Source organism: Pedobacter sp. AC379 (assembly GCF_979258145.1).
In genome coordinates this window covers 4,701,467-4,717,951 of the sequence record NZ_OZ409839.1, presented here as the reverse complement: position 1 = coordinate 4,717,951, position 16,485 = coordinate 4,701,467, and the positions used below count along the sequence as shown (strand labels likewise).

Below are 16,485 nucleotides of genomic sequence, written 5' to 3'. Positions count from 1 at the left end.
ATTATATTTTTTTCAATATACCTGTGTAGCTTCCTTTTAAAGGGCCTTTGGTGGTGGTAAGGTTAAAGGTTATGGTGTGGCTGTCGCCATCTTTGCTAATCACTACCGTGCCGCCATTAACCTCATCAGTTACATTGTTTATTGTTACCGAACCCCCTGCAAAATTTGTTGCACTATTGTATGGGGCACCATTTTTATAGGTGAATGAGCCGGTTGGAATCACATAATTACCGAGGCTTTTAAAACGGATCTGTACGCCATTAAATTCTGGTGTGAGGAAATACAGCCATGCACCGTCGCCATTTCCTGCCCTGTAATCTCCGGAGTTAATGTTGTTGCTGTTATTTTGGTACTCGAACTTGCCGGATACCGAATCTGTTCCTGCCGGATCTTCCTTGTCTTTTTTGCACGATGCAAGCGTGAAGAAAACACTCAATACGATAAGCGTTTTCACGATGTTTTTAAAGTTTTTCATTTCTTTATGTCTTTTAAGGTTGATGAATTATTGTTTACTGGCCTGATAGATAATGTTATTGCGCTCTATCACGAGAGTAGAGGTGTTTGTATTTTTCCAACTTGGAACCACGGCACCAATAAAATCATTGTTGGCCTTAAAACTTCCGTTTGTTAATGTATAATAAGGTATTGATACCTCTGGAGCTACAGCCGTTATCGGTAAAGTTTGGTTAATTGGAGGTGGATAATATTTGGTGCCAATCTGGCGCTCTTTAATGTCCCAGTCAATTGTTTTATTACCTGTGAATCTAAATAGTAGGCTTCCGGATTTAAAATCAGCGTTTTCAAAATTTTGTGAATTTGAGGTATTTGCCAAAACAGCATATTCAAATCCTTGAGCTGCATTACCTTTATCGGTGTATTGATAGGATTTCAGCGTTACCTGCCCTGATGCATTTTTTTCCAGAACAAAGCTGTAAACAAAAGTTCCGGTGCCGTCTACGTCGAAAGTAAGCGTATTGTTAACTACATCAACAGCTGCACTCCTTAAATAGCCCTGGCGGTGGAGATTCCCTTTTACACCATCACCATCCTGAGTAAAGGTCATAATGGCCAGTTTCTGATCTCCGGTTTTACGTTCTGCAACGATGTAATAAGGCAAAAGATCTGTTTTGCTTACCTTTTGTGCATTTTCAGGGTTATTCGGATCGTTTGGATCGTTCTTGTCTTTTTTACAGGCGGTGAAAATCGCCATTAGCATCAAGACACTTAGCATAATTTTTAATGTTTTCATGGTTTTTAAATTTTAGGATTGATTAATTGGTTTTTTAAGCGTGGTTTACTATTAATTTTTGGGCAAGGAAGTACCTGAAATAAAATACTCCTTAATATCCACAGCAGCTTTATTTCATCTTTTGTGATCTTTTCTTTTTACAGTCACTAAAAAATCTAAATAAGACTGCGGCTATGTGGTAAATTTGGTTTTTGATAACATGTGATTTGATTGTTGCATGAATGCTATAATGTGTCACTGAATTGATCAGCTCATATTAATTTAACCAAACGGTCAATTTATTGTACATTTTATCCGTCCAGTCGCCACCACAATGTGTGCTGCAACCATTATCCGTTATGCCTTCACTTTTTGCTTTAATTGGTGAATTGGCAGGGATCTGATCGTAAAGGCTTTTCCCATAATATTCTCCTTCATTATTGCCGCTGCAATTGATGGCGAAAATTGGAATCTTGAAATTTTGTGCATTCCAGGCACCGCTTCCGCCACAGGCAGCCAGTACGCCTTTACAATAACTAAGCGTATTGTTTACAGAAATATCGCTGAACAGCATGTACGAAGCGAATGAATAGCCACCAACCACAGCTTTTGTTTTGGCAATATTATACTTGCCGGCTATGGCTACAATACATTTATCGTAATCTTCGCCAATCATTTTTGCGCTGGTATTCCATGCATCAGCATTTGCGTTGCCGGGTGTTTTACGGTATTTAACAATGGCTGCGGCATATCCATTTGTAGCTGCTTTTTCACAGATGGCTGTTTCTGCGGCGCCATCCAAACTGCCTTCGGTAGGGTTGTTTTCATCATTACCACTGCCCATAACCAAAATGCCTTTAAAAGTAGTGGCATCTTTTCCTGTGAAAATTTTATAGGTAATTCCGTTTACAGTTTCAATCGTTTCTTTCAGGTCGCCTTTAATTACTTCCTGAGTTTCATCATTGTTTTTTTTGCAGGCGATGGCGAGTAGAATGCAATAGGCAATCGCGATGGTTAATTTTTTCATGCTTGTATTTTTAGGTTGATGTATATTCTATTTCCTTTTGCTGATACAAGTTTAGCGCTGCTGGAGATGCTATTTTTTCATAATGATTGAAGGAGCGGGATAGATGAGTGAAGAGGTGGGTAGGGTGAGTGAAGGGGGGAAGCCAAAAAAGCCGTATAAACCAAACAAATCTGTAGAAAACATCAATAGAAAAGACCTAAAAAGAATAATACGATCCACCAAACTGTTGTTTCAATGAGTGGATGCCTGGTTTCATTTAGGGAAGAGGGATAACTATCCAATTAATTTTCTGTTAATTTGGGTAATTGCTTCGTTAACAGTTTAATAATTTAAAAAATGAAAGTTGTTTTCCGCTTTTTATGGATCATTGTGCTTATCCTGATTGTGATTAGCAAAGGTGGAACAATGGTTTATGCCCAGCAAACTAAAGTGGATTCCCTCGAAAAAGCCGTACGCGCTAATCCTTCCAATAATGATCAAAAAGCAAGAGACTTATTTTTTCTTGCCGCAAGTTTCATCAGCTCCAATCCCCAAAAAAGTTTAGTTTACATTGATCAGGCTCTTTCTATCGAGAATAACATCAAGGAAAAACGTATTGTAGCAGGTAGCTATAGGGTAAAAGGTGCTATACTTAATATTCTTGCTCGTTTCCCTGAGGCGATAAATGCTTTAAACAAGGCATTGTTTATTGATAAGGCCATGGGAAATTCCTATGGAATAGCTGGTGATCTTTCTAACTTGGCTACCATCCATATCTACCAATCCAATTTTCCGCAGGCATTGAATTATTATCAACAGGCTACTAAAATTCTTGAACAGATTCCTGAAAGCGACCCTATCAGTTATAAAGATAGAAAACGCGACGAAGCCGCTATTTATGGTAACATCGGGTTGGTTTATATCGAAATCGGAGATTATGCGAAGGCAATCGAACATTTCGAGAAAGCAATTTCCTTACATGAAAAATTGAAAAACAATATGGGGATTATACCCTCTCTCGGTAATATAGGAAATGTATATAACCGCCAAAAAAACTATCAAAAAGCAATTTTCTATGCTGCAAAATCTGCAAAATTAGCCGATTCATTAGGTGATAAAGTAAGTTTTGCCCGTGAAACAGGAAATATGGCATCTTATTACAGTCAGATGGGGCAGTATGATCTGAGTTTAAACTACAGTCTTAAAGCAATTGCCTTAAATAAGGTATTGGGCAATACCAAAAGCATGGGTTATAACATGCAGAATGCAGCCGCAGGGTACGAAAAAAAAGGCGACCTGGCACAGGCAAAGCTGTACGGATTGGGGGCATTGAAGATAGGGCAAGACTTAAAAATCCCCGAGATACAAAGAGATGCAAGTGAAGGTTTAAGTAAATTATACGAGAAACTTAAATTACCCGATAGTGCGCTTTTTTACTATAGAAACTACGCAATGTTTAAAGATAGCGTTGATAACAGTAAAAAGAGAGATGAAATAGCCAGGCTCGGGATACAGTACGAGTTTGGTAAAAAAGAAGCCACTTATCAGCAACAACAATCACTTGCTGATGAGCAGATGAAACAGCAACGGTTGCAGCTGGCCTTAAATGCAGAGCAACTTAATGCGAGTTTGCGTTTAAGGAGCTTGCAGCAGGTACAACTACAAAATGAAAAATTACAAAAGGAAGAGAAGCAAAAACTATTGCTGATCTCTATAAATAGCGGAAAACTGCAATCGGTTAAGGTAAAACAACTTTCTCAACAACAGAAACTGGATAAACTCGAACTTAAACAACTTTGGCTTTATGCAATATTAATTGTATTGGTATTAAGCTCTGTTTTACTCTTTCTGTACAACAAATACCGGATCAGGCAGCTTCGGTTTAAAAATACTTTGGAACAGCAGCAATCCGCTCAGCTCAATAGCGAATTAAGTTATCAAAATCAATTGTCTGAAAGCGAATTAAAAGCCATAAGATCTCAAATGAACCCACATTTTATCTTCAATGTATTAAATTCTATAGAATCGTACATTATGGATAACGATAAAAAAGTGGCCTCACGATTGATTCAAAAGTTTGCGGCTTTAAGTCGATTAATACTGGAAAATTCAACCAAAAGTATGGTTACTGCAGATAGGGAATGGAAAGCCATTAAACTTTATACCGAATTAGAGGCCATGCGTTACGATAACGCCTTCAGTTATACTTTTAAGGTAGACGATACTTTGGAGCTTAAAGAATTTTTACTGCCGCCCATGCTGATACAACCATTAATAGAAAACGCAATTTTACACGGGTTAATCGAATCGCCCCAAACTGATGCACATTTAGCTGTTGCGTTAGATATTAAGGCAGACCATATTTGCATCAGCGTTGAAGATAACGGAGTGGGTTATCAAAAAAATACCAAACCGCTGCTTCCGAAAGGCATTAAAGAGAAATCAATCGGACTTAAATCTATTTTGGAAAGGGTAGAGATGATTAACAAACAAAACAATGGTTTTAAGGCGAATTTTAATATCCGCGTGGGAGAAAACGATCGCGGTACAATCGCCATCATTTGTTTGCCGATTATCAAGGTAGAATAACGCAACTCCCTTGCTTTGGTTATACCTTCAAATTGTGTTTGTAGTAAATCGACTTAAGTTTTTCTTCATTAGGAGGGGAAAAATTATTTAAATTCGTTTAATGGAACCTCTTCATCTTACCAAGTTACAAGCCCGGAAAATTATCCTTAATGCTGCTGGTCTAGCCCGCTATGCCCAGTTTGGTTTCGGGATTGAAGCCGTTTTTAAATTTATCAATCACCTCGGTTTTGTACAGGTAGATACCAATTATGTGGTAGAGCGTGCACATCACCATGCAATTTTTGCCCGCGTACCTGATTATGAAATAATTTGGCTTACCGAACTTTGCGAAGAAGGGCGCGTTTTTGAATATTTTACTTCCGAATCAGGTTACCTTCCCATGCATGATTTTCGTTTTTCGCTTCCTGTAAAACAAGCCTTTGGCCAGAGATATCAAGAAATGAGCAGACAAGAGCAAAATCTGATGCAACAGATTATGGATCGGGTAGAAAGAGAAGGTGCTTTAAAGGTAGGTGATTTTGAAAACGATAGGATAGCAGCCAGTAACGGTTGGTGGGATTGGCGACCTGCAAAAGTTGCACTGGAAAGACTTTATTTTAAAGGGGAATTGATGATTAGCCGAGACAGGAAATTTCATAAATTTTACGATCTGGCCCTTAACCTGGTTCCACAAGAAACCAACCTTAACATGCCCTCAGCCCAAGAATATGCCAGGTATATAATTAAAAGGACTTTGGCAGCACTCGGAATTTGTTCAGTTAAAGAAATGGCTTGGCGCGCCAGAAGGGTAAAGGGAAATATGATTAAAACTGAACTTCTACAAATGGTAGAGGAAGGTTTAGTAGAATTAGTTAATGTAGAGGGAGTTAAAGGCCCGCTGTATATCCTTGGCAGACAAGATATTGATATTGAAATATCAGATCACGTATTTATCCTTTCCCCATTCGATATCCTGAATATTTTTCGCCATCGTTTAAAAGATTTCTTTGCTTTTGATTACCAGATCGAATGTTTTGTGCCCGCCGCTAAACGTCAGTATGGCTATTTTTCATTACCCGTACTGGCTGGCGACACCTTTATTGCCAGGATGGATGCCAAAGCAGACCGGAAGCAAAAGCTTATGATTGTACATAACCTTCATTTTGAAGAGATTGATATTAACACAACAGTTATTGAGAAATTTATAGAGGCTTTAAAGGCTTTTACACAATTTAACCAATGCCACAACATTGTATTTAAACGATCTAATAAACCTTCCTATTTGAATTTAATTACCGATGCTTTTTCAGATTAGCAATAGCTTAATTTGATTACATAAACAATAAAGCAGATTAGCTCTGAAACAAAAGCGGTAAAATAAAAAACGAGACAAACAGCTTAAAAACTGATTTGTCTCGTGAGGTGCTCCCGACGAGATTCGAACTCATATCGATGGTACCGGAAACCATAATTCTATCCATTGAACTACGGGAGCAAGGCTGCAAATATAGAAAAATCAAAATCATTTCATTAAAAAATCACTGCTATTTTTAGTCTGTTAATTCATTTCTATATCAACTGTCAACTATGTAAGTATCTTTTATATTAAAAAATGGTTAAATCATAAAGTAATGCAACAAATTGGAGCAGTTATTGCCTTTTATTTCGAATTTAAAAGCTTTTTAGCCGAATTTTAAAGCGGGCACAGTTGGCTTTTAAGAAATAAAAATGCACTTTTGCGAACCGTTAATTGAGGTTTAGGCATGTAATAAATTAAATAGTTGTTTATGGAAGAATTGGTTGTGGAAGAGATTCAGGAACTGCTTGAAAAAGAAAATGATAAAGCTTTAAAGCAATATCTCGATCAACTGAATATTTCGGATGTTGAAGAACTGATTGATGAGCTTCCACAGCATGCAGCTAGATTTATCGAAACCTTATCCCTAAACAGGGCCGTAAATGTTTTTCGTATTCTTGATTTTCCAACTCAGGAGCGTATCATTAAAAAACTTTCTGGCAACAAACTCAATCAGATCATTAAAGATTTGCCACCAGATGATCGTACGGCACTTTTTAGTGAGTTAAAAGGGGATGTGGTAAAAAAAATGATCACCCTTTTACCCCCTGAAGAACGTAAAGAATCACTCGCGCTTTTAGGATATAAAGAAGATAGTATCGGCCGGTTAATGACCCCCGATTACATTGCTGTAAAACCCGAATGGTCTATAACAAGGGTTTTGGCACACATCAGGCGTTACGGAAAAAATTCTGAAACCATCGATGTGGTTTATGTGATTGATAAAGAAGGGGTATTGTTGGATGATATCAGGATCCGTGAAGTTTTATTGGCTGATCCTGAAGCCATTATCGGCGAATTAACCGATAAACGATTTATTGCATTAAAGGCAAATGATCCACAGGAGGATGCCATTAATATATTCAGGATGAATAACCGTGTTGCTTTACCGGTGGTAGATGAAAGCAACATTTTGTTGGGTATTGTAACCGTTGATGATATTCTTTGGATTGCAAATGAAGAATATACCGAAGATATGCACAAAATAGGGGGTACGGAGGCTTTAGATGAACCTTACCTCGATATCCCGATTTTAAAGCTAGTTAAAAAGCGTGCGGGCTGGTTAATTGTGCTTTTCCTCGGCGAAATGTTAACTGCAACCGCCATGCAACATTTCGAAATAGAACTTGAAAAAGCTGTGGTGCTGTCACTTTTTATCCCTCTAATTATGAGTAGTGGGGGCAACAGTGGCTCGCAAGCTTCAACCTTGATAATTCAGGCCATGGCTTTGGGCGAGGTAACCATAGCAGAATGGTGGCGTGTAATGCGACGCGAGCTTGTTTCAGGAGCATTATTAGGCATTATTTTGGGTACAATTGGTTTTATACGAATTGTAACCTGGCAGGAATTGCATCTTTATAATTATGGGCCACACTTTTTTCTAATTGCGGTAACCATATTTTTTACACTCGTAGGTATCGTATTGTGGGGCAGTTTAATAGGCTCTATGATGCCCATCATTTTAAAAAAACTAAAACTAGATCCAGCCACTTCATCCGCACCTTTTGTAGCAACCATGGTGGATGTAACCGGCATTGTGATTTACTTTAGTGTTGCCGTATTAATTTTGAAAGGCGTTTTACTTTAATTTAAACCATGCAAAAGAAAATTACCACACTTTTTACCGATATAGGCGGTGTATTGTTAACAAACGGTTGGGACAGGCACGCCAGGGGCGAGGCTTCAGTGCTATTTAACCTCGATTCTGTAGATCTTGAAGAGCGTCATCACCTAACGTTTGATACCTATGAAGTGGGTAAATTAACGCTCGATGAATATCTTGAGCGAATTGTTTTCTTTGAAGAACGGAGTTTCAGTTACGATGATTTTAAGGAGTTTATGTTTAAAAAATCACTTCCTTATCCAGAAATGATTCAATTAATCTGCGACTTAAAAAAGAAATACAATTTAAAAGTAGCCGTAATCAGCAACGAAGGAAGGGAGCTAAATCAATACCGCATCAATACATTTAAACTGAACGAATTTGTCGATTTCTTTGTATCATCAAGCTTTGTACATTTTCGTAAACCCGATGCTGATATTTTTAAGGTAGCCATTGATATTTCACAAAGTGATGTAGCAACCAGTTTATATATAGATGATAGAATGCTTTTTGTACAAGTTGCCGAGGGTTTAGGGTTAAAAGGCATCCACCACAGCACTTATGAAGATACGAAAGCACAATTGGCTGCTTATGGCCTAGAGATTTAATTTGGATCTTTATGGACTAGAGATTTAATTTTGAGGTTTTTCCCGCAGATTTAGCTGATTTACGCAAATTTTTTACAACGTAACAGCTATTAGCAGATGTTTCTTCATATCTCCAGCTTTGCTTTTTTGTGCTTTTTCCGGTCTTACGTCTTCCTGAATTTATTTCAGGATCTTTAGTGAAGAATGATTATCTGTGTTGATTCGTGTTCATCTGTGGTTCATTAAATGCTCGACTCCGCTCAGCGTGCCAGAAAAGTAGATAGCTGTGTCATCTCCAGCTTTACGTCTTCCTGAATTTATTTCAGGATCTTTAGCAATCAACCACTTATCCGTGTTCATCTGTGGTTCATTAAGCATTTCAATGCGCTTGGACTTCGCTCAGCATGAAAGTGAGGTTGGTATCTTTGCTTTTCCGTTCTTACGTCCTCCTGAAACCATTTCAGGATCTTTAGCGAAGAATCATTATCTGTGTTGATTCGTGTTCATCCGTGGTTCATTAAGCATTTCAATGCGCTTGGACTCCGCTCAGCACTAAAGTGAGGGTGGTATCTTTGCTTTTTCCAGCTTTACGTCTTCCTGAATTTATTTCAGGATCTTTAGTGAGAATCACTTATCTGTGTTGATTCGTGTTTATCCGTGGTTTATTATGCGCTTCAACTCCGCTCAGCGTGCCAGAAAAGTAGATAGCTGTGTGATCTTCAGCTTTACGTCCTCCTGAATTTATTTCAGGATCTTTAATGAAAAGCACTTATCTGTGTTAATTCGTGTTCATCTGTGGTTTATTATGCGCTTCAGCTCCGCTCAGCGTTACAGTGAAGTATATCTCCGTTCCTTTCTGTGTCTCCGTGGCAAAAAAAAACTCTTCAAATAAAAAGAGCCACTCTTTCAAGTGGCTCTATATATAACAAATATTCCTTTAAACATTAAACCTAAAGTGCATAATGTCACCATCTTCCACAACGTAAGTTTTTCCTTCTACACCTAGTTTACCAGCATCTTTACAGGCATTTTCAGAACCCAATGTTACAAAATCATTATACTTGATCACTTCTGCACGGATAAAACCTTTTTCGAAATCGGTATGAATTACACCTGCAGCCTGTGGTGCTGTGAAACCTTTAGTGATGGTCCAGGCACGAACTTCTTGTACACCCGCAGTAAAGTAAGTGTAAAGGTTTAATAATTTGTATGCTGCGCGGATCAGTTTATTTACGCCAGATTCAGTTAAACCTAAATCGGCTAAAAATTCCTGACGCTCCTCATAACTATCCAGTTCGGCAATTTCTGATTCAATTTTAGCAGAGATCACCAAAACCTCAGCTTTTTCATCAGCAACATTTGCTTTAACCAAATCAACATATTTATTGCCGTTAATAACCGATGCCTCATCAACATTACATACATACATCACCGGTTTTTGCGTAAGTAATCCTAAATCTTCGATAAAATCAAAATCATCTTGTGTCAATGCAGCAGTACGGATGGATTTGCCGGCTTCTAAATGAGCTTTAACTACCGTTAAAATTTCGTAGGTACGTTTAGCATCTTTATCGCCACCCGTTTTAGCCATTTTTTCTACCTTTTGAATACGTTTATCAACGGTATCCAAATCTTTAAGCTGTAATTCTGTATCAATAATTTCCCTATCGCGGATGGGATCAACAGAACCATCAACATGGATTACATTTCCATCATCAAAGCAGCGTAAAACGTGAATAATTGCATTTGTAGCGCGGATATTTCCTAAAAACTGATTTCCCAACCCTTCACCTTTCGATGCACCTTTTACCAATCCTGCAATGTCTACAATCTCAATAGTATTTGGTTGAACCTTGTTCGGTTTAACCAATTCTGCAAGTTTTGTCAATCGATCATCAGGTACAGTAATTACGCCAACATTCGGCTCAATAGTACAAAAAGGAAAGTTTGCAGCTTGCGCTTTTGCATTTGATAAACAGTTAAAAAGAGTCGATTTCCCTACGTTTGGTAAACCAACTATACCACATTGTAATGCCATTTATATTATAGTCTTTAGTTCTTATTTTTAGGGTTATTGGTCCATAGTCTTACGGCCAATAGCCTTGTGTTTCATTCTTAAGCTTGATCCATCAATCACTGCCATCTCGCTTTCGTCTTTCGTCTTTCCGCTTTCCGCTTTCCGCTTTCCGCTTTCCGCTTTCCGCTTTCCGCTTTCCGCTTTCCGCTTTCCGCTTTCCGCTTTCCGCTTTCCGCTTTCCGCTTTCCGCTTTCCGCTTTCCGCTTCAAATTCCGCGCAAAGATAAGCTTTTAAAACCTTTATTTAAACCCTTGCTATTGTATCAAATCTATATTTTATCTAAGTTTAGCCCAAAATAGATAAAAATAAATGGAAGATTTTGAACAAGAAGTACCGCAGGAAGTAAAATTAATCGTTACAGAAGAAATGCGGAGTTACTTTTATGATATGAGTAAGTGGGCCAGATTTTTATCAGTTGTTGGTTTTGTGATCGCTGCTTTTTTAACATTAGGCTCATTTGGTATAGGTGCTGCCGTAAACGCTAATCCTAATATGCTCAAACAATTAGGGCCACTGGCTAGTATAGGGGCTACAGGAGTAACTATATTTTATCTGCTATTGGCTTTGTTCTTTTTCTACCCAAGCTTATTGCTTTTTCGTTTTTCTGCAAAAGGTAAACAAGGTATTTTATTTGGCGATCAGGAAAATTTAAATGATGCCATATCACATTTGAAATCGCTGTTTAAATTTTGGGGTATAATTACCATTGTGCTGGTAGCCAGTTATTTTCTATTGCTATTGGCAGTAGTTGCTGGCGGAGGCGTAAAATAAAATATAAGGCAGACAAAAAAGCCTCCTGATTTTAAAATTGGGAGGCTTTTTTTATTTGAAATTATCTACTTAAAAAGTAAAATCGTCGCTTGCTTTAGTGCTATGTTCTCCGTTTTCAGAATATTCGTAACGTTTTTCAACCACATCCTGGTGAGTTTTGATGTAATCAACAGTTTCGTTTAATCCTTCTGCAAATTTTTCGAAATCTTCTTTATATAAAAAGATTTTATGTTTTACGAATACACCGTCTTCTAATCTTTTCTTGCTCTCGGTAACTGTTAAATAATAATCACCCGATCTAGTAGCCTTCACGTCGAAGAAATAAGTTCTCTTACCTGCTCTTACTTTCTTAGAAAAAACTTCTTCTCTTTCCTTGTTGTCGAATTCTCCCATGGTTGGTATTGATGTGGTTTTTGGTTTCGGTAAATATAAAGCAAATATTTAAAGTTCAAAATACAATTTTAATACAATTTAAATCGTACGCGTTTCCTCCTCCAAAAGTTGATTGTTGTAAAGCTCGGTATAGCTTCCATTTTTTCTAAGTAATTCATTGTGTGTGCCTTGTTCAATGATTTTTCCATTATCCAACACTAAAATCTTATCTGCATTTTTAATTGTAGAAATTCGGTGGGCAATTAAAATACTCGTTTTTCCGGCCATGATTTTGCCCAAATTTTGTAAAATTTCTTCCTCCGTTTTAGTGTCAACAGCCGAAAGACAATCATCAAATATTAAAATCTTTGGCGATTTAATCAATGCACGGGCAATAGAAACCCGTTGTTTTTGTCCGCCAGAAAGTGTTATTCCCCTTTCGCCGAGCATGGTTTCAAACTTTTCTTCAAAATCGATAATATTGGTGTAAACCGAAGCATTTTTCGCTGCATTATGCACTTCATCATCAGTAACCTGGTCTAAACCAAAAGCTATATTGTTCTTAATCGTATCAGAAAATAAGAAAACCTCCTGTGGCACAAAACCAATCTGTGTACGGTAATCTTTAAGGTTCAATGCTTTAATATTCCTTCCATCAATATCAATAACACCATTTTCAACATCGTACATGCGCATAATTAAATTGGCCAACGTCGATTTTCCTGAACCTGTTTTACCAATTATGGCTACAAACTCACCACTATTGATTTCAAAACTTACGTCTTTCAAAGCCTCAATTCCAGTATCCGGATAAGTAAAACTAACGTGATCGAACTTGATATTGCCCGCCAATACCTGCTCACCTGTTTCTTTTGATTGAATATCAGATGGAATATCCAGGAATTCGTTAATTCTTTTTTGTGATGCTGCTGCCCTTTGTATTAACGAAGTTACCCATCCCAACATCGTTACCGGAAAAGTTAACTGGTTAATGTAAATAATAAATTCGGCAATATTGCCAGCGGTTATGCTGCCGTTCATTACCTGTATGCCACCTATATATATGGTAAGTATCGTGCTCAAACCAATCAATAAAAGCATAGTTGGGTAAAAAAGTGCCGAAACCTTAACCAAACTCATAGAATCTTTTTTGTAATCGTTGCTCTGGATTTCGAACATATTCCGCGTATAATCTTCGCGTACATACGATTTAATAATTCTGATGCCCGAAAAACGTTCCTGCACAAAACTCGACAGATCTGATAAACGCTCCTGGATTTTTCCACTCTTTTTAAATATCAATGTATTTACATAATAAATAATTACCACTAAGAACGGAAGGGGCAATAAACAGTAAATGGCCAGCTTGGAGTTTACATCAAACATCGACCAGATAATCAACACTGATAAAACGAAGGTGTTTATGGTGTACATAATCGCCGGACCCACGTACATTCTTACACGGTTAACATCTTCTGTGGCCCGGTTCATTAAATCTCCGGTATTGTTTCTGCGGTAAAAACCAAGACTAAGTTCCTGGTAATGCTGGTAGATATCATTCTTCATGTCGAATTCGATATGCCGCGACATTAAAATTATCGTTTGACGCATAAAGAACAGGAAAAGTCCTCTCAACAGGTAAAGCGCAATAACAAGCAAGCCAAAATATAAAAGGTTGCTGCTAAAAATATCGTAAATAATTTCCTGACGGTCAAAACCATGGAAAAGGTTAAAAATCTGGATGTTTTCAGTAATTAAATCAACTGCATAACCAATTACCTGCGCAGGTACAACGCCAAAAATGTTAGAAATTACCACAAAAATACTTCCAGGGATAATCCACCATTTATATTTAAGGAAGTATTTGTTTAATCGGCTTAAGTGTTTCATGCTACACAAACTTAGCTAATTTTGTTATTTCATCAGGCATATTTGTTTATTCGAGGCTAAGCTTTAAAAAATGATGACACTTCATCAAGGCTCGTATTCTATATGATGTTTTCATTTTAAAAATTAAACAATTTATTATTCACGGCTTAATTATTAATTGTAAACTGATAACTATAACTGATAATTGTAAACTAGTAATTGTAAACTAGTAACTATAAACTGATAACTGTAAATTGGTAACTCATAACTGTAAAATAGTAACTGCAAATTGGTAACTGTAAACTGATAACTAATAACTGTAAATTAATAACTGTAAACTAATCTGGGCGTTCCCCATCCCGATGAAAAATCGGGGATAGGGCGGGCTTTGCAGGGCTGCGCTGCGCTCCGGTACCGATGAAAAATCGGCACTGAACCCTTACAATCCCTAACGCGGACTTAACACAAGCATTTCCCGCCATGGTTAGTGTCCTTCAGCGCCATAGTTCGTGCTCTCTTCCACCATGGTTCGTGTCTCCACGAACCATTTGTTGTAAATTAATCCTTTAAAATAGCCACCTAATCATTTTTGTAATTAAGCCTTAAACGCTTCGCAAATCTGCCAGGCTTGGCTTAAAAAGCACCTCCATCGAATTAATTTTGTTATAGTTTAGTTAAATACGTGTAATAATGGTTTTTTATTTTAATTTTGCAGCAGGTTAGCCGAACGTTCAATATGCCAGCAAATTCTTCGTCAGATTCATCGATTTTAGATCAATTAAGTGCTTACGGGCATAAAAAATTGGTTTTTTGCAATGATCCCGATACAGGTTTAAAAGCTATTATCGCCATTCATGATACCACATTAGGGCCGGCTTTAGGCGGAACACGGATGTGGAGCTACGCTACAGAAGGCGAAGCATTAGAAGATGCATTACGTTTATCAAGAGGCATGACTTACAAAGCAGCCATTACAGGTTTAAACCTTGGCGGTGGTAAAGGCGTAATCATTGGTGATTCCAGAAAAGACAAAACTGAAACTTTAATGCGCAGCTATGGCAGGTTTATTAAAAACCTCAATGGCGAATTCATTACAGCCGAAGAAATGGGTACCAATACACGCGATATGGAATATATCCGTATGGAAACCAACTATGTAACCGGTGTGCCCGAATCTATAGGGGGTGCTGGTAATCCCGCTCCATTTACTGCTCAAGGTGTTTATTTAGGTATTAAAGCAAGTGTAAAAGAAGTTTTTGGTACAGATATGCTAGCCGGTAGAACCATTGTGGTACAAGGTATCGGAAACGTTGGTGAACACCTGGTAGCCTTATTGAGAAAAGAAAATGCCGAAGTTCTGATCAGCGACATTAACCAGGAACAATTAACATACGTAGCCCGGAAATATAAAGCAAAACCAATCGACGCGGATAAAATTTTCACAACTGATGCCGATGTATATGCCCCATGTGCAATGGGCGCAACGGTAAACAACAGAACCATCGAAAAAATGAAATTTGCAATTATTGCAGGTTCAGCAAACAATCAGTTAAAAGATGAGGTTTTAGATAGCGAGCTACTTTTGAAAAAAGGGATTTTATTTGCACCAGATTATTTAATCAATGCAGGTGGATTAATTTCCTGCTATTCGGAATTAACTGGTTTTGGTAAAAAACGCACAGTACAGCTTACAGAGAATATTTATGATGCTACCCGTAGTGTAATTAAATTGAGCAAAGCTGAAAACATATCAACAAATATTGCTGCAAACCGGATTGCCGAAAAAAGGATTGCAGATGTTAAAAAAATTAAATCGTCATATTAAATAATAATTATTAAAAACAGGTTTTAAAAAACCGCACTCGTTCTTACATTCATGTTAAACAGAAGGCACTTAAGAATCAAAGCTTTGCAAAATATTTTTGCTTGGCACATGGCAGACAAAAAAGACATTAAAGGTGATTTAAAAACCTTAATGCAAAGCATCGATAGCGTATACGAAATGTATATCTGGATGTTATCTTTAATGGTAGAAGTTACCGAATTTACTGCTAACGACGCCGCAGAGCGCGCAAATAAGTTTATCAAAACTGCAGAGGATATCAATCCCAATATGAAATTGCTACACAATAAGTTTAGCGTTTTACTACAACAGAATCCAGAATATGTTTCTGCAGTAAAAAAATACAAAGTAGACTGGGGTTTCGATCCAGAAATCCGTAAAACAGTTTACAATTCTTTAAAAGCATCAAAAGAATATGCTGATTATCTTGCAGATTCTAACGAAAGTTTGGAATCATCAAAAGACATTATCAAATACATTTTCAGAAAAATCATCTTAAAAAATCAGGCCATTATTCAGGTTTTTGAAGAGAAATTTATCAACTGGCAGGTAGATCATGAAGTAATGAAAGGAATGGTGGCCAAAACACTTAAAAACTTTACTTTCGAAGATCCTTTTAAAAACAAGCTGACAGAAATTAGTGCGGATTGGGTGGAAGACAGTAAATTTGTACAGGATTTATTTGTACATACCTTACAAAACGACGCCAAATACCAGGAAATGATTGCCGATAGAACAAAAAACTGGGAATCAGAACGTATTGCACTAATGGATACCATTTTGATGAAAATGGCAATCTGCGAATTGTTAAATTTCCCATCTATTCCGGTTAAAGTAACCATTAATGAATACCTGGAGTTATCAAAAGATTACAGTACACCGAAGAGTAATTCATTTATTAACGGTATTTTAGACAAAATTTTAGGCGATCTTAAGAAAAACAACACCATTAAAAAGATTGGCCGTGGATTAATCGAAGATTAAC

13 protein-coding genes and 1 tRNA gene are annotated in these 16,485 nt (G+C 37.3%); 7 read left to right on the top strand and 7 right to left on the bottom strand.

The window, feature by feature from the left end; genetic code table 11:
- Window position 1: 1 nt before the first annotated feature.
- From ACZZZW_RS20570 to ACZZZW_RS20560, 3 genes are all read right to left on the bottom strand, one after another.
- Entirely contained in the window at window positions 2–475 is a 474-nt protein-coding gene (locus ACZZZW_RS20570) for a hypothetical protein (protein WP_463496234.1), read from the bottom strand.
- A 27-nt stretch (window positions 476–502) separates the two neighbouring features.
- Entirely contained in the window at window positions 503–1,249 is a 747-nt protein-coding gene (locus ACZZZW_RS20565) for a hypothetical protein (RefSeq protein WP_463496233.1), read from the bottom strand.
- A 256-nt stretch (window positions 1,250–1,505) separates the two neighbouring features.
- Entirely contained in the window at window positions 1,506–2,255 is a 750-nt protein-coding gene (locus tag ACZZZW_RS20560; RefSeq protein ID WP_463496231.1) for a hypothetical protein, read from the bottom strand.
- Between the two features lie 336 nt (window positions 2,256–2,591).
- Here ACZZZW_RS20560 and ACZZZW_RS20555 point away from each other — a divergent pair, with 336 nt between their 5' ends.
- Together ACZZZW_RS20555 and ACZZZW_RS20550 are read left to right on the top strand one after the other, a co-directional pair.
- Window positions 2,592–4,823: a tetratricopeptide repeat-containing sensor histidine kinase gene (locus ACZZZW_RS20555; RefSeq protein ID WP_463496229.1), complete on the top strand. Its 2,232-nt coding sequence runs from the start codon at window positions 2,592–2,594 to the stop codon at window positions 4,821–4,823.
- 100 nt (window positions 4,824–4,923) lie between these two features.
- Complete coding sequence (locus tag ACZZZW_RS20550) at window positions 4,924–6,117, top strand: winged helix-turn-helix domain-containing protein (protein ID WP_463496227.1); 1,194 nt, start codon at window positions 4,924–4,926, stop codon at window positions 6,115–6,117.
- A gap of 108 nt (window positions 6,118–6,225) precedes the next feature.
- Here ACZZZW_RS20550 and ACZZZW_RS20545 read toward each other — a convergent pair.
- Window positions 6,226–6,297: transfer RNA gene (locus tag ACZZZW_RS20545), tRNA-Arg, on the bottom strand.
- A gap of 292 nt (window positions 6,298–6,589) precedes the next feature.
- On the opposite strand from ACZZZW_RS20545, the gene mgtE reads away from it, so the two are divergent.
- A complete protein-coding gene (gene mgtE, locus ACZZZW_RS20540) occupies window positions 6,590–7,966 on the top strand; it encodes a magnesium transporter (RefSeq protein ID WP_055906054.1) in 1,377 nt (458 codons plus the stop codon).
- Between the two features lie 8 nt (window positions 7,967–7,974).
- On the top strand, window positions 7,975–8,589 hold the full coding sequence (locus tag ACZZZW_RS20535; protein ID WP_055906049.1) for an HAD hydrolase-like protein: 615 nt from the start codon (window positions 7,975–7,977) through the stop codon (window positions 8,587–8,589).
- Window positions 8,590–9,505: 916 nt separating this feature from the next.
- Here the strand turns inward: ACZZZW_RS20535 and ychF are convergent.
- Window positions 9,506–10,606, bottom strand: a complete 1,101-nt coding sequence (gene ychF, locus ACZZZW_RS20530) for a redox-regulated ATPase YchF (protein WP_463496224.1) — start codon at window positions 10,604–10,606, stop codon at window positions 9,506–9,508.
- A gap of 348 nt (window positions 10,607–10,954) precedes the next feature.
- Here ychF and ACZZZW_RS20525 point away from each other — a divergent pair, with 348 nt between their 5' ends.
- Window positions 10,955–11,416, top strand: a complete 462-nt coding sequence (locus ACZZZW_RS20525; RefSeq protein ID WP_055906043.1) for a hypothetical protein — start codon at window positions 10,955–10,957, stop codon at window positions 11,414–11,416.
- Between the two features lie 69 nt (window positions 11,417–11,485).
- On the opposite strand, the gene ACZZZW_RS20520 is transcribed toward ACZZZW_RS20525, so the two are convergent.
- Window positions 11,486–11,809 carry a DUF3276 family protein gene (locus tag ACZZZW_RS20520; protein ID WP_029275977.1) on the bottom strand — a complete coding sequence of 108 codons (324 nt, stop codon included), beginning with the start codon at window positions 11,807–11,809 and terminating at the stop codon, window positions 11,486–11,488.
- 78 nt (window positions 11,810–11,887) lie between these two features.
- On the bottom strand, window positions 11,888–13,678 hold the full coding sequence (locus ACZZZW_RS20515; protein ID WP_463496220.1) for an ABC transporter ATP-binding protein: 1,791 nt from the start codon (window positions 13,676–13,678) through the stop codon (window positions 11,888–11,890).
- Window positions 13,679–14,393: 715 nt separating this feature from the next.
- Here ACZZZW_RS20515 and ACZZZW_RS20510 point away from each other — a divergent pair.
- Entirely contained in the window at window positions 14,394–15,482 is a 1,089-nt protein-coding gene (locus ACZZZW_RS20510) for a Glu/Leu/Phe/Val family dehydrogenase (protein WP_055906037.1), read from the top strand.
- A 51-nt stretch (window positions 15,483–15,533) separates the two neighbouring features.
- Window positions 15,534–16,484, top strand: coding sequence for a transcription antitermination factor NusB (gene nusB, locus ACZZZW_RS20505; RefSeq protein ID WP_055906033.1), 951 nt, complete (start codon window positions 15,534–15,536; stop codon window positions 16,482–16,484).
- The last annotated feature ends 1 nt before the right edge of the window (window position 16,485 follow it).